Origin of the sequence: Streptomyces sp. NPDC057623, from assembly GCF_042800355.1 — a bacterium.
Taxonomy (GTDB): domain Bacteria; phylum Actinomycetota; class Actinomycetes; order Streptomycetales; family Streptomycetaceae; genus Streptomyces.
Genome location: NZ_JBHVGZ010000113.1, coordinates 1 through 19,734, shown reverse-complemented (window position 1 = coordinate 19,734; position 19,734 = coordinate 1). Strand labels below are relative to the sequence as shown.

At 68.9% G+C, this 19,734-nt stretch carries 16 protein-coding genes and 3 pseudogenes; 6 read left to right on the top strand and 13 right to left on the bottom strand.

The annotated features are described in order from the left end of the window. Positions 1-471 precede the first annotated feature (471 nt). The 4 genes from ACFU95_RS48325 to ACFU95_RS48310 all read right to left on the bottom strand — a co-directional run bounded on the left by ACFU95_RS48325 (position 472) and on the right by ACFU95_RS48310 (position 4,704). Positions 472-999 carry a universal stress protein gene (locus tag ACFU95_RS48325; RefSeq protein ID WP_383843389.1) on the bottom strand — a complete coding sequence of 176 codons (528 nt, stop codon included), beginning with the start codon at positions 997-999 and terminating at the stop codon, positions 472-474. Positions 1,000-1,027: 28 nt separating this feature from the next. After that, positions 1,028-2,284 (bottom strand): arsenic transporter, encoded by a 1,257-nt coding sequence (locus ACFU95_RS48320; protein WP_383843404.1) that lies wholly within the window; start codon positions 2,282-2,284, stop codon positions 1,028-1,030. Positions 2,285-2,383: 99 nt separating this feature from the next. After that, positions 2,384-4,090 carry an amidohydrolase gene (locus tag ACFU95_RS48315; RefSeq protein ID WP_383843386.1) on the bottom strand — a complete coding sequence of 569 codons (1,707 nt, stop codon included), beginning with the start codon at positions 4,088-4,090 and terminating at the stop codon, positions 2,384-2,386. A 146-nt stretch (positions 4,091-4,236) separates the two neighbouring features. Next, entirely contained in the window at positions 4,237-4,704 is a 468-nt protein-coding gene (locus tag ACFU95_RS48310) for an LmeA family phospholipid-binding protein (protein ID WP_383843401.1), read from the bottom strand. Between the two features lie 29 nt (positions 4,705-4,733). On the opposite strand from ACFU95_RS48310, the pseudogene ACFU95_RS48305 reads away from it, so the two are divergent. The 4 genes and pseudogenes from ACFU95_RS48305 to ACFU95_RS48290 all read left to right on the top strand — a co-directional run. Beyond that, positions 4,734-5,060: pseudogene (locus ACFU95_RS48305) on the top strand (MFS transporter); the annotation flags it as partial. A 1,124-nt stretch (positions 5,061-6,184) separates the two neighbouring features. After that, positions 6,185-6,499 carry a hypothetical protein gene (locus tag ACFU95_RS48300; protein WP_383843383.1) on the top strand — a complete coding sequence of 105 codons (315 nt, stop codon included), beginning with the start codon at positions 6,185-6,187 and terminating at the stop codon, positions 6,497-6,499. Positions 6,500-6,897: 398 nt separating this feature from the next. Next, positions 6,898-9,369, top strand: coding sequence for a hypothetical protein (locus tag ACFU95_RS48295; RefSeq protein ID WP_383843380.1), 2,472 nt, complete (start codon positions 6,898-6,900; stop codon positions 9,367-9,369). A 322-nt stretch (positions 9,370-9,691) separates the two neighbouring features. Continuing rightward, complete coding sequence (locus ACFU95_RS48290; RefSeq protein WP_383843377.1) at positions 9,692-10,366, top strand: SMI1/KNR4 family protein; 675 nt, start codon at positions 9,692-9,694, stop codon at positions 10,364-10,366. Here ACFU95_RS48290 and ACFU95_RS48285 read toward each other — a convergent pair. The 3 genes from ACFU95_RS48285 to ACFU95_RS48275 are packed head-to-tail and all read right to left on the bottom strand — an operon-like array spanning position 10,363 to position 11,631. Next, complete coding sequence (locus tag ACFU95_RS48285) at positions 10,363-10,749, bottom strand: hypothetical protein (protein ID WP_383843398.1); 387 nt, start codon at positions 10,747-10,749, stop codon at positions 10,363-10,365. The genes ACFU95_RS48290 and ACFU95_RS48285 overlap by 4 nt on opposite strands. Further along, the gene (locus ACFU95_RS48280) at positions 10,749-11,177 is read right to left on the bottom strand and encodes an ATP-binding protein (RefSeq protein WP_383843375.1); all 429 of its coding nucleotides are present in this window, start codon (positions 11,175-11,177) and stop codon (positions 10,749-10,751) included. The genes ACFU95_RS48285 and ACFU95_RS48280 overlap by 1 nt, the downstream gene beginning before the upstream one ends. Positions 11,178-11,223: 46 nt before the next feature. Beyond that, positions 11,224-11,631 (bottom strand): NUDIX hydrolase, encoded by a 408-nt coding sequence (locus ACFU95_RS48275; RefSeq protein WP_383843395.1) that lies wholly within the window; start codon positions 11,629-11,631, stop codon positions 11,224-11,226. Positions 11,632-11,738: 107 nt separating this feature from the next. Here ACFU95_RS48275 and ACFU95_RS48270 point away from each other — a divergent pair, with 107 nt between their 5' ends. Beyond that, positions 11,739-12,527 (top strand): GntR family transcriptional regulator, encoded by a 789-nt coding sequence (locus tag ACFU95_RS48270; RefSeq protein ID WP_383843372.1) that lies wholly within the window; start codon positions 11,739-11,741, stop codon positions 12,525-12,527. A 133-nt stretch (positions 12,528-12,660) separates the two neighbouring features. Next, positions 12,661-13,216 (top strand): annotated as a pseudogene (locus ACFU95_RS48265) (flavoprotein). A 152-nt stretch (positions 13,217-13,368) separates the two neighbouring features. Here ACFU95_RS48265 and ACFU95_RS48260 read toward each other — a convergent pair. The 6 genes and pseudogenes from ACFU95_RS48260 to ACFU95_RS48235 form a co-directional block, all read right to left on the bottom strand. Further along, positions 13,369-13,896 (bottom strand): sugar O-acetyltransferase, encoded by a 528-nt coding sequence (locus tag ACFU95_RS48260; protein ID WP_383843392.1) that lies wholly within the window; start codon positions 13,894-13,896, stop codon positions 13,369-13,371. Positions 13,897-14,141: 245 nt separating this feature from the next. Continuing rightward, complete coding sequence (locus ACFU95_RS48255) at positions 14,142-14,813, bottom strand: TetR family transcriptional regulator (RefSeq protein WP_383843369.1); 672 nt, start codon at positions 14,811-14,813, stop codon at positions 14,142-14,144. Between the two features lie 204 nt (positions 14,814-15,017). Beyond that, complete coding sequence (locus tag ACFU95_RS48250; RefSeq protein WP_383843366.1) at positions 15,018-16,268, bottom strand: sensor histidine kinase; 1,251 nt, start codon at positions 16,266-16,268, stop codon at positions 15,018-15,020. A gap of 122 nt (positions 16,269-16,390) precedes the next feature. Then, positions 16,391-18,601 carry an MMPL family transporter gene (locus ACFU95_RS48245; protein ID WP_383843363.1) on the bottom strand — a complete coding sequence of 737 codons (2,211 nt, stop codon included), beginning with the start codon at positions 18,599-18,601 and terminating at the stop codon, positions 16,391-16,393. A gap of 253 nt (positions 18,602-18,854) precedes the next feature. Continuing rightward, positions 18,855-19,367, bottom strand: a complete 513-nt coding sequence (locus ACFU95_RS48240; RefSeq protein WP_383843359.1) for a signal peptide protein — start codon at positions 19,365-19,367, stop codon at positions 18,855-18,857. Positions 19,368-19,507: 140 nt separating this feature from the next. Next, positions 19,508-19,645 (bottom strand): annotated as a pseudogene (locus tag ACFU95_RS48235) (Lrp/AsnC family transcriptional regulator); the annotation flags it as partial. Between the last annotated feature and the right edge of the window lie 89 nt (positions 19,646-19,734).

Below are 19,734 nucleotides of genomic sequence, written 5' to 3'. Positions count from 1 at the left end.
GCCTCGAACCCACGGAAGCAACTCCGCATAGCACGACGACGGACCCTTGAGTTCCCGCCGAGAACCCTTCAGTTTGCGTGAACTCGCGGGGCTCGGGGGGCTCGGGTACAGGCGGAAGGAATACCGGAGCTGCACGACGATCACACTAGGCACGTCGAACCCATGTCGTCACCGGGAACATACGAGCGACCCGTCACCGTCACGGAGCAGGGTCCGGCTCCGCCGGAAGGACACCGCGACGCTCCGCGTCGCACCCACCAGATTCGCTTCACCCCCGGCCTGAAGGCCGGAGCACTGCGAATGAATCCCGGTAGCAAGGCGGCGCACGCCGTGGCATCGGCCGCTGCCGGCGGCGGGCGGCGCGAGGGGGCCCGTGACAGACACCCCGGCCGTCAGGCCGTACCCAACGGAGGCCACCGCCCCGCCGGGAAGCTGACCAGGGCCGTTCCGTCAGGGGCAAGTCAGGTCAGGTCACTGCGCCGTGGGCCGGGGCGGCGGAGGCGGCAGCGTCGTCAGGTCCGGGGCGGGCTCCGGCCAGACCAGGAGCAGGGGGCAGGGGGCGTGGTCGACGACGAAGCGGCTGGACGGGGCCAGGCTGTGGGGGCCGAGGCGGGTGCGGTCGCCGTCGCGGGCGAGGACGAGCAGTTCGGCGCCGTCCGTCGCGGCGACGACCTCGCGCTCGACGCGGCCGGTGCGCTCGACGCGGGTGCAGGGGCGGCCCAGGCGGTCGGCGGCGGCCTGGAGGAGATTCTCGGCGGAGGCGGCGGCGAGGTGCTCGACCCGGGTGCCGGGATCGCTCCCCCAGCCTTCGGCCGGGCGGCGCCCCGACGGGTGGCCGCGGCCGAGCAGCCCGGCGAACGCGCCGTGGGCGACGTCCGCGACATCGTGCCCGGTGACGTGCAGCAGGACGATCTCGGCGTCCTCGGGCGCGTGCCGTCGCGCGGCGTCCACGCAGGCGGGCCAGGTGCCCTCGACGATCCAGACGACCACCACCGCCATGGGACCAGCCTCCTCCGTCAGGCTCCGGTCAAGCTCCGATCAGGGCCAGTGACGCCCACAGTGCCAGCACCGAGGCGCACAGGCTCGCGGGCACGGCGTACAGGCCGAGCCGGGTGAACTCCCCCAGCTCCACCTCCGCGTCATGGGCGTGCACGATACGCCGCCACAGCAGGGTGGCCAGCGAACCGGCATAGGTGAGGTTGGGCCCGATGTTCACCCCGAGCAGCACGGCGAGGACGGCGCCGGGGCCGGACGCGGCGGCCAGCGGCAGCAGGACCAGGACCGCGGGCAGGTTGTTGATCACGTTGGCCAGTACGGCGGCCAGCACGGCGACGCCGAGCAGGGCGGGCAGCCCGGTCCCGTCGGGGATCAGGTGACCCAGCGCCGTGTCGAGGCCGTTGTCCACGACCGCGCGGACCACGATCCCCAGGGCGAGGACGAACGCCAGGAACGGCAGCGACACCGAGCGCAGCAGCGCCTTCGGCGTCGTACGGCGGCGCAGCAGGGCCCGTACGGCGAGGACCGCCGCGCCCGCCAGGGCCGCCCAGGCCGGATCGACGCCGAGGGCCGACGTCAGCACGAACCCGGCCAGCGTGCACGCCACGGTCACCAGGGCGAACAACGGCAGCTCGGGGGCGTCGCCGGTGGGCGGGGCCTGCGCCCCGGCGTCCAGGTCGGTGGCGAAGAAGCGCCGGAAGACCACGTACTCCACGGCGATCGCGGCCACCCACGGCAGCGCCATCAGCGCGGCGAACCGGGTGAAGCTCAGCCCGCTGGCCGCGAACGCCAGCAGGTTGGTCAGGTTGGACACCGGCAGCAGCAGGGAGGCCGTGTTCGACAGGTGTGTGCAGGCGTACACGTGCGGTTTGGGGCGGGCGCCGAGCCGGGCGGCGGTGGCGAACACCACCGGGGTGAGCAGCACCACCGTGGCGTCCAGGCTCAGTACGGCCGTGATCGCCGACGCGGCCAGGAACACCTGCGCCAGCAGCCGGCGCGGCCGGCCCGCCGCCGTACGTGCCATCCACGCCCCGCACGCCTGGAACAACCCCTCGTCGTCGCAGAGTTGGGCGAGGACGAGGACGGCCGCGAGGAAGCCGATCACCGGTCCGAGCTGTTCGGCCTCGTCCAGTGCGTGGCCGGGGGAGATCGCACCGGTGGCCACCACCAGCGCCGCGGCCGGGACGGCGACCACGGCCTCCGGCCAGTTGAAGGGACGGACGACGGCGCAGACCAGCACGAGGGCGAGCATGGCCACGGACAGGGTCTCCGCGAGCGGGGTGTTCAGGGTCGGTCCTTCCGTGCGGTGGCGAACAAGCCCGCAGGGGGCGGGCGATCTCGCCGCACGGTACTCCGCGCAGGTAAGGGCTCCCGGAACCCCGCCCGGTCAGCGTTCGTGGACGACCCGTCCGTCGAAGACCGTGAGGTCGACCCGCACGTCGGTGATGTCGTGCGGGTCGAGGTCGAGGAGCGGACGGTCCAGGACGCACAGGTCGGCCGCCTTGCCCGGCTCGACGGTGCCCTTCCAGTCGTCGGCGAAGTCCTGCCAGGCCGGGGTGGCGGTGTAGGCGCGCAGGGCGTCGGCGAGCGGCACGCACTGCTCGGGGCCGCTCGGCCGGCCGGTGGCCTTCGACTCGCGCAGCATCATCGAGGCGACCCCCTGCCGCCAGTCGGGCTCGGTGATCGGCGCGTCCGAGCTCGCGCACACCCGGACACCGGCCTCGACCGCCGCCCGTACCGGCCACTGGTAGGCCGAGCGCTCCGGTCCCACGACCTCGTCCATCAGATCGGAGACGGTCCACTTGATGGCGGGGTTCATGTTGACGCCGTAGCCGTGCGCGGCCAGCCCGGCCAGGCTGCCGGGGCCGATGAAGTCGCCGTGGATGACGTAGTGCCGGGCGTCGGGGCGGGGCACGGACCCCTGGGCCGCGGCGAAGGCGTCGACCACCGTGTCGATGGCCCGGTCCCCGGTGACGTGCACACCCAGCTGGAACCCGGCCTCGTGGGCGACCCGGATCATCTCCCGCAGCTCGCCGACCTGGAGGGCGGGGGTGCCGCCGTGTACGCACAGCGCGCCGTGGCCGCCCTCGGTGTAGGGCTCGCTCATCCAGGCGGTGCGGTTCGGCGGTACCCCGTCGGCGAAGATCTTCACGCCGATGGCGTTCAGCAGCCGGGGGTCCGCCGACCGCGGGCGCCGCAGTTCCGCGAGCCCCTCGCGCAGGTCGTCCGCCGAGCCGCCCATGGGCGCGGGCAGCAGCAGCACGCTGACCCGGGCGTGCAGTTCACCGTCGGCGACGAGTTCGGCGTACGCGGTCCAGTTGTCGGTACTCAGGCCGCCGAAGAGGGTTCCGGTGCCGCCGGGGCCGAGGCCGGGCTCGGTGTAACTGGTGATGCCGCGCGCGTGCAGTTCCCGGACTACCCCCTGGATGGCCCGGCGGCGCTGCTCGATCGTGGGGGTGGGCAGCGCGGCCTGGACGAGCCGCTGGGCGGCCTCCCGCAGGATGCCGGTGGGCTCCCCGTCCGCGTCGTGGTCGATGACACCGCCCGCCGGCGGCACCGTACCGGCGTCGACACCGCAGTGGCGCAGCGCCGCCGAGTTGGCCCACACCATGTGCGAGGAGAAGTCGGTCAGGCAGACGGGGTGGTCCGGCGCGACGGCGTCCAGGTCGCGGCGGTGCGGGAAGCGGCGCGGGTCGGCCAGGCATTCGGCGAGATAGCCGGGGTCCCAGCCGAGGCCGACGATCCACTCGCCGGGCGGGGCGGCCCGTACCGCCACCCGCACCGCCGCGACGACGTCGGCGATCGAGCCCACGGCGGGGTGGCCGACGGCCAGGGCGAAGGGCGGCTTCGTCATCCCGTACGCGGCCCCGTGCAGATGCGAGTCGTTGATGCCGGGCAGCACGGTCCGCCCGGCGAGCTCCACGACCCGGGTGCCGGGCCCGGCCAGCGCGCGCATCCGCGCGTCGCTCCCGACGGCCACGATGTCCCGGCCGCGCACGGCCACGCCCTCGGCGACGGTGAAGTCCCGGTCGACGGTGAGGACCTGTCCTCCGGTCAGGACGAGGGTCGGAGGCTGCGCGCCGCTGGGGCTCATGGTGGGCTTCCTTCGGGATCGGGACGCTGGGTGTCGGGCGTCGGGCGTCGGGTCGTCCGGCTCTGCGACCAGGAAAGACCGCGCCGCCCCGCACCGCCATCCGTAGGAATACCGATACCGTCGGGCGCCCCCGGCCCGGCGGGCGTTCACGCGCTCTCGGACCGGAAGGTGACGGAGCGGCCCGAGAAATGGGCGCTGAGGCCGTCGGCCGTGGTGGTGACCGAACGCAACCGCAGGCCGTCGGGGATGTTCCGCAGCTCGACGGGCCGCTGGAAGACCTTGTCGAGGACCGCGCTCCCGGCGGCGGGCAACGGGCCGCCGGCGACGTGGAAGTCCTTGAAGACGATGCGGTTCTGGGACGCCACCGAGACGGTCGTGGTCACGGTGACCTCCTTGTCGAAGGGCAGGAGGACGACCGCCTTCACCTGGCCGGGGCGGTCGCCCTGGGAGATCTCCAGCCCGAGGGTGTCCGAGACGTCCCGGTACGACAGGAAGGCGGTCGCCTCCGCGCTGCGCGCCCGTGCCTCGCTGTCGTCGACGGACTTCGTCAACCCGTCGAGCCGGAGCGAGAGTTCGCTCACCGGCAGGGGGCGGGTGGTGCCGTGGGCCGGTATGTCGTGGGCGGTGATGTCGACGTGCCGCAGGGGGCCGGACGCCGCCTGCGCTGGAGACGGCCAAGGACTCCGTGGGCGCCGGTCTGGCGGTGGCCGAGGAGGTCGCGAAGAACCCGGCGGGCGGCGCCCAGCAGGCCTAGGCCCTGATCGACGCCGTCCACGAGGCCTTCGCCCACAGCATCGCGCAGACCAGCCTGGTCGGGGGGATCACCATGGCCGCCGGGACCTTGATCGCCCTGGCGGTGCTGCCGGGCCGCCGTAAGGCAGCCGAGGAGCGCGGCGCCGGGGGCACTCCGGAGCCCCAGGAAGCACCCGAGGCCCGGGAAGCCCGGGATGCCCGCACGGGCGTCGCCTGAGACGCCATCACCCCTGAACGGGCCGAGCCTTGAGCGGCGCACGGCTCGGGACGGTGCCAGGAGGGGACGCCCGGCTCCGTCCTTTCATGCCGCAGGGGGACGGAGTACGACCCATCCCGCGCGTCCCGCCAGTCCGTGCCGGAGGCCATGCTCAGGAATATGTACGGGGTCAGACCGAGCGCGGAGGCCGTGCTGACGAACCGCACCTCCCCCGTGCCGTCGCAGCGCCAGCTCGGCGTGCAGCCACACCGGGTACACGAAGGAGTCGGTCTTGGCGGGTCGGCTCATGGGGTCTCCTGCATGAGCGGACGCGCGAGCGGGAAGTCCCGGTCCCGTTCCGGTGCTTGCCGCTCGCTGGATGGAGGAGGGCTGCGGTCGTCGTCACCCCGGGATCGGCAGGGCGGAAGCATCTCCGGCGAGAGGGTCACCGAGCCGCCGTCCCGCCGGTCGCCGGGCCGTCGCCCGACTGCCACCCCGGGTCACCGGCCTGAGGGCTCGCAGTGGAGCGGGGGACGAGAATCGCACTCGCGCTCTCAGCTTGGGAAGCTGCGTTGCTCAGGGCCTTTCAGTGGCGTTGACCTGCTGAAACACAGCCTTCGGGGACAGATGGGTTCTCTAATCGCCGGCATCACGGCCGAGTTGCACTTCCACGACCTTCGGCACACGGGCAATACGCTCGCTTCCACGGCTGGGGCCAGCACGCGGGAGCTAATGACCCTCACGGGCTACAGCAGCTCGCGGGCCGCGCTGATCTACCAGTACATGACCAGCGACCGTGACCGGGCCATCGCTGACCGGCTCGGTGCCATGATCCGGGGTGGTGGGGAGCGGTCACCGAACCCTCCGACAAGGACCCTGCGGGCCCGTAGTGGCACGCCTGTGGCACGGCACCTGAAAGAACGAAGGGCCAGCCCGAAAGGAAACCCTCCTGAGCTGGCCCTTTCGCTGTGCCCCGGCAGGATTCGAACCTGCGACACCCGCCTTAGGAGTTCGATCCCTCCTCGGCACTGCCGGGGAACCACCCGGCCACGCTGGCCATGTCGGACCGCCCAGGAGTGCTGGCGTCCGGCGTCGTTGATGTCAGAACGGAGCAACCCGCGCTCGCTCGCTGGCACGATGGTCCCGTGGTTGACCTGGAGCGCATCAAAGCAGAGACCGTGGCGTACTTCCGAGCCCTCGATGAGAACGCCACTCTGCGGCACCACTTCCGCGGAACTGACGAGGAGGGCGGCTTGTGGTACATCGAGGCCGTACCCGACCGCGGCGAGTTGATCGCCATCAAGCAAGCCGAGCTGACTCCGGCTGGCCAACTCCACCGGTACAGCTGGGAGCACCTGGAAGACGAGCACGGCTTCCTGACAGACCAAGCGATCGATCCTGAAGAGGACTTGCTGGAGACCATCCCGGCCGAGGAGTTCCAGCGGGTGTGGACTCGGTAAGCGGGCTGGACAACCACTTTAGGAGAGAGGCTGGGACACGGTGCTGGTGACCTGGGGCTTCGATACCTGGTGAGGCGGTTGCGAGTGGAACCGCGAGACACCCTTGTTGACCGTGGCTGACTGCTGCATCTGGCACGGTTGTGGCACGAACCTCAGCCGACGACAGTCAGCCACGACGGCGGGTTCGTCGGCCGACTAGGCGCGCGTGTGTCTCGCCGCACCCCCACCGAGCCCGGCCCCGCTACCGTTCGCGTCTCGACGGAGCTAGACACCCCGGCTGCGCGTACCGCGAGCAGACGCGTCGCCCCTCTGGGAATTTCAAACGCAGTCAAGATGGTTGTGCATTTCGACCTCTGCTGGACACACTTTGTTGTAGCGTTCAGGGGAGGCGAATCAGCATGTATCAATGGGGGAAACTTTCGGACCGCGACGCGGAGGAGATCGTTTGCGATCTCCTGTCCGCGGAGTGGGACGTTCATGTGGAGAGATTTCAAGCGGGGGCCGACGGGGGCGTTGACCTGAGAGTCAACGGACCGTGTGCCCCACCTTTGCGGATTCCAGACGGAAACTTCGCGGTAGCGCAAGTTAAACATTACCCGACGGCAACCTTGGCTCGCCTTAGAACAGCCTTCCAGAAGGAAGCAAAGCACGGTATCCATTGCCTCAGCTTTCGCTATTTTGCCGTCACCACTGCACCTCTCAGCATCCACGGAAAGAATGAAATTGCCAAGCTGTATGGTGACAGCTTCCCCGCCTCTCAGATATTGGGGCGGGAAGACCTTGAAGCCATGCTGGCCCGACATCCTCGAGTCGAGCAACGCCACTTTAAGCTTTGGGTGGGTAACACACTTAATCTGCAGCGTGTCCTTCGCGCAAAAGAAATGAGGCGAAGTAGGCACCTTGTAGAGGAACTCGCTAGAGATAGTACCTACCTCGTCAACACTCGCGATGTTGATAGGGCAAGAGGCATCCTCGAATCAGAGGGGGCGGTAATTCTGTCGGGGCCGCCAGGCGTCGGAAAGACTTCGGCAGCAAAAATCTTGATCGGTGAATGCATTTCCGCAGGATGGGAACCTATCGTAGCGGTCAACAGTATCGATGAGGCGGAAGAAGTCCTAGATGATGAGAGGCGGCAGGTAGTCTTCTACGACGACTTTCTGGGGTCTTCCCTGCGAACTGCTTTTCTGCATGGAAAGAACGAAGACGCACGCATTGTCATGATACTTCAGGAAGCCCGCCGTTCAGATAATCTGCGCGTAATTCTAACTACGCGCGAATACATCTTGGCGAGCGCGAAAATGGACCATCATAGACTTCAGGACTCGAGCCTGGATCTATCTCGCATCATCATGGATTCCTCAGACATGACAGCACGCGAGAGGGCGGAAATTCTTTATCGGCAGATCTTCTTTTCTGGAGCCAGTCTGGTATTGCAGCAATCTTTGGCAGAGGCGGAATGGGTTGAAGTTCTCAATCATCGAAATTTCAACCCAAGGTTGTCGCACTTTTATGTCGATCGGGTAGCTAGCGCTGCATGCGAAGAAGACGCTTCGACGCTAACCAGTAGAGAGTTGGCGCTGGGGCTGTTCCATTCTTTTGAGTCTCCGTTGGACCTGTGGAAGGGAATCTACGAGGACCAACTAACCCACCTTCAGCGATGTATTCTGCAGGTGCTTAGTACGTTTCCAGTCTTGCTCTTCGATGACGCGATGGAGGTTACGGCTCGGTACATGCAGGAAATTGGTGAGACAGCCACTAAGAATGAGATTCGTCAGGCCATGCGTGCAATGGATGGCGATTTCATTGAAGTAAGCGAATATTATTCGTTTCCGGTGGTGATGTTTGCCAATGCGTCCATCGGCGACTATGTAGCCTTTCGACTCTCTGCTGACACGGCAGCCATCGAAGGGCTTCTAGCCAGCGCTGTCACATTTTCGCAAGTGGAAGTGCTAAAGCGTCTGGTTACGCCCAGGGAGAGCCCGCTGACGTCTTGGCTGAGCAACGGGGGATTAGCGGATGAGGATGCTCAAATCAGCATCGACCGGCTTGCTATGCCTTTAGCTATCGAGGGGCCGGGGGGAGAGGGGACGCGCAGGGCGTTTATCGAATCCATGCTGCGGCTTTTCTCTTCAGGGATTTATGAGCTTCATCCGGCCTATGGGAATGTCTTGCAGCGGTGGAAGGTTATGCCGCCGCTATCTGCTGAGCGCAGGATGCAAACAGTCTGGGACTTTATCAGGATTCATCAAATGGAAAAAGAGGAATGGATCCCAGTAGCGTTGGCCCAAGTATTTTCCACTGCGCGAATCACGGGCAGGGAAGAGATGATGTCTCATCTGTGGTTCACGCGCAGTATGTCTAACGCCTCACATTGGCGCGCTTTCCGGGAATGGCTCATAGGATACCTGCAAGGTCTCTTCTTTGATGAGGTATTCGAGCCCGCTCATTTTTCAACGGCTCGGAGCTTCGCCATGCGGTATCGGCAACCTGAGCAAGTTGAGAGAACCGCTCTACGCCTTAAACTCGGGCAAGTGGCATGGAGTCTTCTCGATGATTTGGAGCATGAGGGAAACCTGACTGATCTAGACGAACTGCGTGAAGACGTCGATCACCTGGCAACGGCGGCGCAATGGCTGGGAATGGACATCGGGCAACTAGTTGCACACGTTCATGAGTTTGAGTTGGAGTTTTGCAAACGCGCCCCGACTCTCAAGGAGAATGGGTCGCTACTCGAACCCGAAGCTAGCGATCTGTTTCACCGGGGCGGTGAACCGAAAGGAGACTTTTCTAGCGCTCCTGTCCGAATCTATCCGGCAAAGATTCGCGCTAATGACCTAGTTGATGCGGCCAGAATTCTGGGGCGGCAATGAGGGGTCGGTGAAGCGGATGCCGATTGGGTTCCCTTGGTGCGAGTGATCCAGATGGCTAACTGCTCTGTGCGCGGCGCGGGCGTCGGTCGGGCTGGAGCGGGGCGGAGACAGGGGCGCAGGCCCGGCCGGGGGCCGGGCCGCGCGCGGGGAGCGGAGCGAGCCGCCTTGAACCAGTAGAGAAAGTTGTAATTCAGTCGTGCGAGTGGGCTGTTCCGCGTCGGTGGAGGGTTGACGCTGTGGTTTCACCTGATGCTTGACTCCGCGTGTCCCGGCTTGGCTGCGTGTCCGCACCGCGTAGATCCGTTGGCCTACGCTTCGGTTCATGGGGGAGACCATCTGGAGCGGTGTCCGAGAGCGGGTGGAGAGTCTGGCCCGTGCTGACAAGTCGCGGGAGGTCTTCGGCGCGTGGGGTAAGTACGGGGGAACTGGGCACCGCTTCCGGCTTGCTGAACCGTTGTCGGAAGCGAGTGTCGCCGAGGCAGAGGCTCAGTGGGGTGTCTCGCTGCCTGCCGACTACCGGGCCTTCCTTCTCGAAGTCGGCGCCGGCGGTGCCGGACCCTTCTATGGACTCACGACCCTGGCCCGCACGGATGCCGGGTGGCTGTGGAGTGACCCCGGCGGCGGCACCGTCCACGAGCGACTGCGCGTCCCTTGCCCGGATGTGGAAGAGAGTGTGCGTGCTCAGGCCGAGCACGAGCGCAAGGAGCCCGTCGAGTCCGATTTCGAGGGCGAGGCAGCCTTCGACGCGGCGTATCGTGCCTGGCTGGAGGAGGACGAGAAGCTGTCCGACTGGCTCTTGTCCGGCGCTGTGTGCCTCAGCCACGAAGGGTGCGGCTACTTCGACTGGCTGGTGGTGTCTGGCCCACAGCGCGGGCAAGTGTGGCTCGATGAGCGTGCAGGGGACGGACGGTTCAGTCCCCTCGGGCGGGTTGGATTCGCTCACTGGTACCTCGACTGGGTCGAGAAGACTGAGGCTCTCGTGCGGCGTTGCCGCTAGGACGGGTGTTCAAGGGCTCCAGGCTTAAAGGAGTACGCGCAGGCTGGGAGTTCGACACCCTGGCGGTGGGCCAACGGTACGAAGAGCACGGGGCGGATCGTCCATGTCACGCGGATGCGGTCCTGGGTGATCGACACAGCGCAGGGCTCCGACCGTAGGAGGGCTCGACGCGTCTCAATGCGGCCCTCGTACAGCCAGTCCCACGCCTCGTCGGAGGCTTCGGAATCCAGTGCCGGAGTGATCGCACGCAGGGCGATCGCAACCCACCTGTCTGCCTGTGCCGCCGAGTACGCGTCGATCGATGCCAGAAGCGCCGGCCTCCGCTGCTCGTCCAAGTCCTCGGTCCAGCACTCGCACCAGTAGCCCCACTGCGGCTTGTCCATCAGCACGGGTGGCCTCCAGGGCGCGGATGCGCGAAGAGTTCCGCGGTGACTGTGTGGCCGCCATCGGTCTCGTGGACCACGACCCGGTGCGCGATGACGCTGACCATGCCCAGGCCTCGGCCGTGCTCGGCGTCCTGGTCCTGGTCCTCGACCTTCGGGGCGTTGCCAGTGCCTCCGTCGTCCGTTACTGACAGGGCGATCGCCTGCGGGGAGACGGCGAGTGCCAAGTGGAAGCTGCCCGACTCCGCGCCGCTGGCCGTGTGCAGGATCGCGTTCGCGCTCAGCTCGCTCACGATCAGCTCGGCGTCCTCGGCTAACGGCGAGCCGCGCAGGATGTCGCGGGTCCATCGGCGGGCCCGGCTCACCTCTTCCGGAAATCCTGGGCAAGTGAGCCCCCAGACCCGTGTACTACTCGTATACTCGTGCATACAAGTTCCTTCGTGCTGGTAGGCCGCCATGTGTAGCGGGTTCGGGCTAGACGAGTTTCACGCCGTCGTGGGCGCGGATGGCAGGTGGAGACGCCGCGTCCATCGCGTCCAGGACGCGGATCGCGTACGCCTCGTCGGCGAGTTCGGAGACTTCTTCACGGGTGGCCCAGCGCAGCGCGCGGGTCTCGTCACCGGTGGTGGGCGTGCCGTCGGCGGCCTCGCAACGGAAGACCAGCGAGACGATCAAGCCCTTCATGTTCTTGTAGACGCCGGTCAAGGTCGCGGGAAGCTTGATCTTGATGCCGGTTTCTTCGAGGACTTCGCGCTGGAGGGCCTCGGGGATGGCTTCTTCGCGTTCGAGGACTCCGCCCGGCGGTTCCCACTTGCCGTTGTCGCGGCGCTGGATCAAGAGGGCCCGGCCCTGGGCGTCAACGACGACCCCGGCCACGCTCACGGAGTGCGGGCGTTCAGTGCTCACGTTCCTCGGCCCTCTCGGATGGCTAGGCTCTCCACCGTAGCAACTGGACTCACCCACACGTCTAGATATCTAAAGGAGTACCCGTGAGTGCTCTCCCTTCCGGCCTCCTCGGCGATCTCGACCCCACGAGCGATCGTGCGGTCTTCCGGCAGATCGCCGACCAGCTGCGCGAGGCCATCGACCGTGGGCGGTTCAGAGAGGGCGACAAGCTGCCCTCCGAGGCCGAACTTGTCGAGCATTACGGGGTCTCCCGTATGACGGTCCGGAACTCCTTCTCCATCCTCCAGGGAGAAGGGCTCGTGCATGCAGAGCACGGCAAAGGCGTCTTCGTCCGGCCCCGGCCGCCGGTGCGGCGGCTCGCCTCCGACCGGTTCGCCCGACGGCACCGAGAGCAGGGCAAGTCCGCATTCATCGTCGAGGCGGACGCGGCCGGCAGTCACCCCCAGGTCGACAGCCTGGAGGTCAAGGAAGAGAAGGCCAGCCAGGATGTCTCCGCCCGACTCGGGTCTGTCAGGCGCGTGCTGGCTCGGCGTCGCCGGTATCTACTCGACGGGCGGCCCGTGGAGTTCGCCACCTCCTACCTGCCGCTCGACATCGCGCGCGGTACGCCCATCGCCGAGCCGAACCCCGGCCCTGGCGGCATCTACGCTCGTCTCGAAGAACTGGGCCACCGCCTCGACCACTTCGAGGAGGAGATCCGCGCCCGGATGCCCTCGCCCGCCGAGGTGAAGACGCTCCGGCTGGCCTCCGGCGTGCCGGTCATCCACCTGATTCGGACCGCTTTCGACTCCGAGGGGCGGGCCGTGGAGGTCTGCGACACGGTGATGGCGGCGGACGCGTACGTGCTGTCGTACCAGCTTCCCGCGACCTGATCGTCATGGTTTGTGGTGGTGCGCGGGGACGCCTTCCCGAACTCGTACACCCCGACGTCGACATGGCTGCCCGCGACCGTCGCCGTACGCTGCCCGCACTGCATCACTTCAGCCGTCAACTGGGAGTCCCCGCGTGAGCGACCAGCCCGACCAGCAGGCCAGGAAGCCGTTCCTGTACGTCGTCGTGTGCGCGGCCGGAGTCGCCGACAGCGTCGGCAAGCTGATCACGGCTGCCCAGGAGGCGAACTGGGACGTGGGTGGGGGCCACTCCGCAGGGCCTCGGCTTCATCGACACGAAGGCGGTCGAGGCCCAGACCGGCTACCCGATCCGCTCGGCCTGGCGCTCGCCCGGAGAGCCTCGCCCGTTGCCGCCCGCCGACGCCATCGCGGTGGCGTCGGCCACCTTCAACACGGTCAACAAGTGGGCGGCAGGGATCTCCGACACCCTGGCACTGGGCATCCTGTGCGAGGCGTACGGCATGGGCATCGCCACGGCCGTCCTGCCGTACGTGAATGCGGCACAGGCTGCCCATCCCGCGTACCGGCAGAGCCTGGAGCGGTTGCGTGAGATGGGCGTCCTGATCGGCTCGTACGAGCCGCACCGGCCGAAGGCCGGAGGCGGCGCCGACCGCTACCGCTGGGAGGAAGCGCTGGAACTGCTCACTCCCACGGTGTCGGCGCGGCTGTAATCAGAGCCGGCATGCTGGTGACGGCTGCGGTACTGGAGTGGCTGCCGATGTCAGCCGGGCGTGACGGGACATCGAGGACAGGCCACCGAGCACGTCTGCGGTCTCCTCGGCCGCGCAGCCGGAGGACACCGCAGACGTGCTCGCCCGCGGGCTCAGTCGATCGCTTTGACCACCCGAGCAGGAACCCCCGCGACCAGGGTGCCGGCGGGAACATCACGGGTGACCACCGCACCGGCGGCGACAACCGAGCCTGCACCGACGGTCACTCCTTGCGTGATCACGGCAGCCGCTCCGATCCACACGTCGTCCTCGATGACGATCGGGGCGAAGGAGAGGTACTCGCGGCGCTCGGCCGGGGGCAGCGGGTGCCCCCCGGTGATGAGGCTGACCCTCGGAGCGATCATGACGCCGTTGCCGATGCGGATGCCGCCCTTGTCCATGAACGTGCAGCCCTGATTGACGAAGACGTTCCGCCCGAACGTCGTGTTCAGCCCGTACTCGGTGAAGAACGGCGGGTAGATCGTCACCGACTCCGGCAACGGACCGCCGAACACAACGGAAAGTAGTTCCGCGCGACCTTCGCTGTCGCTGAACGGCAGCGCGTTGAGCCGAGACGTCACGTCAGTCACCTCCACGACCCGCTCCGCATGACGTACGAACTCGGGCGTCTTGACGTACATGACCTGGTCTGTGCGAGTAGACATGCGCTGATCCCAGCACCCCGAAGCGCACGCGATCAAACAACTAGCCACCAGCCCGCCACAACTAGCGGTTGTGTCACCAGGGTGGGATCGTGGACGTCGAAACTGCGCGTGGATGTCCTCCTCAACATGCACATCGCTCGCACCGGCCCAGACCGTCTGCCGGTTCTACCGCACCCACCCCGGCACGGCCCTGGACGCGGTCAGCGGTGCGTCACAGCAGCTCAGTCGCCCCCGGCCCCCGACTCCACGGCCGACTCCGCCACCACCGCCGTAGCCGCCACCGCCTCCGCGACCTCGCACGCCCGTGCCTCCGGCACCCCGGCCGCGATGAGCGTGGCGACGGCGACGCGGGTGCCGTCGTCCTCCAGGATCCCGTCGTTGACCGACTCCAGCAGGGCGACCGTCATCGCCTCGAGGCCCGCGCTCAAGGCGGCTGCCGGCAGGTGTGTGTGGAAGACGCCGTCCCGCTGTCCCCGCTCCAGGATGGCCGTGGCCGTCGCCCGGGCCGGTGACAGGACCTCGGCCACGCGCTCCGCGCCCAGGTCGCGCTGGGCCAGCGCCAGGAGCAGGCGGTAGCGGTCGCCGACGGGCCACATCGAGAACGAGAGGCGGGCGAGCGACCGCTCGGCGGGTTCCCCCTCGGTGGGCCGTACCCCGGCCTCCAGCGCGCTCCGCAGACTCTCGGCGGCCTCCTCGGCGAGGGCTTCCAACAGCGCCTCACGCCCCGGGAAGTGGCCGAAGAGCGTACGTCGTACGACACCGGCGGCGCGCGCCAGCTCCTCCAGCGTGACGTCCGGGTTCCGGCCGAGTTCCCGGCGGGCCGTGGCCAGGATGCGCGCCCGGTTGGCCCGCGAATTGCGGCGCAACGGCTCACGGGCGACGGGCTTGGCCACGGAAACCTCGTTGGATCGGGCGGAGCGGAAGGGGTCCGTGCGCGCAGGAACGGGCACGGACGGAGAACACCGGCATTCTCGCACGCAGGGCCGCTGCCCCCAGGGGACGGTTCAGTGCGGCCGGTCCGCCTAAGGTCCCGTCCAGCCCTGGCCGGTCCAGCCCTGGCCGGTCCAGCCCTGGCCGCCTCGCCGCACGCCCGCCGACTACGCGGGCGCCGCGCGCCCCTCGGCGCCGTACGGCTGCAGCGGCAGCGCGGTGGTGACCTCGAAGCCGCCCTCCGGCCGGTGACCGGCGCGCAGGTCGCCGCCGATGGAGCGGGCGCGCTCGCGCATGCCCATGACGCCGAAGCCCCCGCCCTGCGGGGCCTGCGCTGCCTTCGGGGCCCGCACGGCCACAGGGCCGTCGTTGCTGACCGTGATCATCAGCCGCGAGCCCGTGTACGCGAACCGGACGTGCGCGGCAGCGGTGGCGGCGTGCTTGGTGACGTTGGTGAGCGCCTCCTGGACGATCCGGTAGGCGGTCAGGTCGACGCCCGGGGACAGGTCCTGCGGCTCGCCCTCCGTGGTGACCGTGACCTTGAGCCCGGCCGACGCGCACGCGGAGACCAGCTCGGGCATCCGGGCGAGCCCCGGCGACGGCTCCAGCGGGGCGGAGTCCGGGTCGCCGTTCTGCCGCAGCAGCCCCAGCGTGGCCTTCAGCTCGCGCAGCGCCGAGGACGTGGTGGCGGTCAGGTCGGTGAGGATCGCCTTCGTCTGCTCCGGACTGGTCAACGCCAGGTGCGCCGCCGTGCCGGCCTGGGCGTTGGCCAGGGCCATGTGGTGCGCGACGACGTCGTGCAGCTCACGAGCGATCCGCATGCGCTCCTCGGTGACCCGCAGCCGGGCCTCCTCCTCCCGGGTGCGCTCGGCGTGTTCGGCACGGGCCTGCACGGCCGCCAGGTAGGCGCGGCGCAGCCGGGTCATGGTCCCGACGGCCAGGGGCAGCAGCAGCCAGAACAACGGGCCGATCGTCCTGAGCAGCACCGAGAGATGGTCCATGGAGTCGGAGATCGCCGCCGCGACGATCACCGCCACCACGGTGGGGATGCCGAAGGCGCGGGTGGTCCTGCGGTCGGCCGCGGTGGCCAGCCAGTAGAGCGCCGCCATCAGAGGTGCCAGCAGCAGGGGAGTGAGCAGGTATCCGAGGCCGACCACGATCACGCCGCAGACCGCGGACACGACGAGGGCGGTGCGCGGATGGCTGCGGTGCTTCAGCAGCGCGAGGCAGGACACGCCCAGCAGGACGGCGGCGGTCCGGTCCTGGTCCGGCGGGTCGGCGCCGGGCAGGGTGAGCATGCTGCCGAGGACGGCGCAGCCCATCAGCGCCATGACCAGCACCACGTCGATGGCGAGGGGGTGGCGGTCCGAGAATTCCTCGATGCGCTCCGCGTAGCGCCGCTCCGGGCTGGTGGTCATGGTGCTCTCCGGTCGGTGGGCTCGGTCCATGGTGGACGACCTCGGGCACGGACGGCCGACGGGGCCGCCCGTGTCCCAGTCCTCGGACACGGGCGGCCCCTGGTGGGGGGTGGGCCGATCGGTCAGGTGCGCGCCACTTCCAGGTCCGCCGCCTCGGCCGGGGCGGGCTCCGCGTCCGCCCGTCGGCTGAGCGCCTCGCCCTCCACGTCCACGACGGGCAGGATCCGGTCCAGCCACTTCGGCATCCACCAGGCCTTGTCGCCGAGCAGGGCGAGCACGGCCGGCACGATCGCCATCCGGACGACGAAGGCGTCGAGCAGGACGGCGGAGGCGAGGCCGAACCCGATCATCTTGATCATGGAGTCGCTCTCCCCGATGAACCCGGCGAAGACCGCGATCATGATCAGCGCGGCGGCCACGACCACCCGGGCACTGTGCCGGAAGCCGGACGTGACCGCCTGGCGGGCCGGTTCGCCGTGGACGTACGCCTCCCGCATCCGCGAGACGAGGAAGACCTCGTAGTCCATGGCGAGCCCGAAGACGATGCCCACCAGGAAGATCGGCATCAGGCTCATGATCGGCCCGGTCTGCTCCACGCCCAGGAGTTCGGCGCCGTGTCCCTGCTGGAACACCACGACGACGGCGCCGAGGGACGCCAGCACCGACAGCAGGAAGCCGAGGGCCGCCTTCAGCGGGACGAGCAGCGAACGGAAGACCACGAGCAGCAGCACGATCGCCAGGCCGACCACCACGATCAGATACGGCACCAGCGCGGCCTGCACCTTGTCGGCGATGTCGATGTTCATCGCGGTGGTGCCGGTGACCTCGAAGGTCGCCCCGGTCTCGGCCTCCACCCCGGCCCGTTCGCCCCGGATGGTGGTGACCAGGTCCTTGGTCTTCTCGTCGGTCGGCGAGGTGGACGGCACGACCGAGAAGACGGCGGTGTCACCGGCCGCGTTGAAGCGGGCCGGGGAGACGGACACGACGCCCTTCGTCCCGGCGATCTCCTCGGAGACGGCGCTGACGGCGCCCTTGGCGTCCTCGTCGCCCTTGGCGTCCACGACGACGGTCAGCGGCCCGTTGAAGCCCGGCCCGAAGGCCTCGGCGAGCGCGTCGTAGGCCCGCCGCTCGGTGGTGGAGGTCGACTTGGCCTCGTCGCCGGGCATGCCCAGCTGAAGACCCGTCATCGGCACGGCGAGCGCCCCGAGTCCGATGACACCGAGCAGCAGCACGGGCAGGGGGCGCCGCAGCACGAACCGCGCCCAGCGGGTGCCGCCGTTGTCGGCGCCGCCCTCTTCCACCCGGCCGCTCTCGCGGGACCGCCTCGACAGCACGGCGTTCGGCCAGAAGCCGAGGAACGCCGGGACGAGGGTCAGCGCGATGAGTACGGCGACGACGACCGCGCCCGCCGCGGCCAGCCCCATCTTGGTGAGCATCGGGATGCCGACGACCGAGAGTCCGGCCAGCGCGATGACGACGGTGAGCCCGGCGAAGACGACCGCGGAGCCGGCCGTGCCGACCGCGAGTCCGGTCGCCTCCTGCGGCGTACGGCCCTTGGCGCGCTCCTCCCGGTACCGCGAGACGACGAACAGGGCGTAGTCGATGCCGACCGCGAGGCCCAGCATCATGGCGAGGGTGCCGGTGGTGGTGGACAGCCCGAGCGCGTCGGACAGGGCCAGGATGGTCGCCATGCTGACGCCGACGCCGATGACGGCGGTCAGCAGCGGCAGCCCGGCGGCGGCGAGGGACCCGAAGGTGACGAGCAGTACGACGGCGGCTATCGCGATGCCGATGACCTCGGCCATCCCGCCCGCACCGCCCCCTTCGTCCATGGCGGTCCCGCCGGCCTCGACGGTGAGTCCGGAGTCCCGGGCCTGCGCGAGGGTGTCCTCCAGGTGCGTCTTGCTGGCGTCGGTGAGGTCGTTGGCCCCGACCTTGTAGGTGACGGTCGAGTACGCCGTCGTACCGTCCTTGCTGACCGCCCGCGCCTGGAACGGGTCGACGGCGCCGGCGACCTGCGACCCGTCGCCCAGCTCGGCCACGGCCGCCTCGACGGCCTTCCTGTTCTCGGTGGCGGTCACCTTCTCGCCGCCCGGCGCGACGAACACGACCCGCGCGGTGGCGCCGTCGGCGGTCGCGCCGGGGAAGCGCTGCTCCATCAGGTCGAACGCCTTCTGCGACTCGATGCCCGGCATCGAGAACTCCTCGTCGACCGCGCCCGGGGCCTTGAGCGCGCCCAGTCCGACGGCGGCCAGGACGGCCGCCCAGACCAGGGCGACGTACCAGCGCCGCCGGAAGGCCAGACGGCCCACTCGATACAGGAAAGTAGCCACGGCAGGGGGTCTCCACATCTGGGACTCGAACGTCTGCCCAGACTCCCGGGAGCAGGGGTGCCGTGTCGTCGTGCGGCTGCCGACAATCGCCGGTACTCAGAACGCAGTACGGGCCGGGCGGCGGGTCCACCCAGGGGACCAGGCCCATCGCCTGGTCTCTCGGCCCAGGGTGCATGCCGCCCCCGCGCACGAGACCGCCGGCCCCACGGCGAGTGCCATGGAGCCGGCGGTGTCACCTCGCGCTGGTGGCGGCTCAGCCGTAGAGCGCCACCCTCGGGTGCACGGTGCCCTCGGCCGCAGGGGCGAGGGCGGTGATCCGGTAGACCTCCGTGAGGGTCTCCCCCGCGTGCAGCGTGCGCTGCGCGGCGGTGAGGTCGGTGAACAGGGTGCCGGTCTGGCTGCCGAGTTCGACGGCCTCCCAGCAGCCGGTCGCGGTGCGCCGCTCGACCTGGACGTCGGCCGGCTTCAGGAACGGCCCGGCGTCCGGCGACTCCACGAGGAGCTGCGGGGCGACCGTCCGGTCCGCCGACGACGCGTTGCGGTAGGTGACGGTGACCTCGTGGCGCGCCTGGTCGGCGACGAGGGCGCTCGTGGGCAGGTCCACGAACTCGGTGGGTATGGCGGGCGTCTGGCCGGGCAGGGCCGTGGACGTCGCGGTGGTGGTCGGCTGCGTGGCTGCCATGGCCGGTCCTGCCGTGGCGACGCCCATGAGCGCCGCCATGAGGGCCAGGGCGGCGACCCCGGGACGGCTGATCTTCAAGGACACGTTCGCTGATCCTTCGGATTCGCTCGGGTAACTGGTGTTCCCCCCGTCCATGGCTGCCGCCAGAGACACCGCCAAGGTTACGCAAGCCCTTTCTAGGGGGTTGACGGAGGTTCTGGGGCGCCTGTCGAGACGCCTGTCGGTCAGGGCCGGATGGGTCCGCGGTGGGGCAGTGTCCGGCTGTAGACGACGCTCGTGGTCGTGCTGCCGAAGCCGGCCAGCTCGTCCACGAGTTGCTCCAGGTGCTCCATCGAGGTCGCGGCCACCTTCAGCGTTTGACATGCTCCTCGTCCTGAAGGACGAGGATTCTGGCCTTCTCTACCGGTTGCTGTGCCGCTACGCGGCACGGTCTCCGGTCGGGAATCCGTGG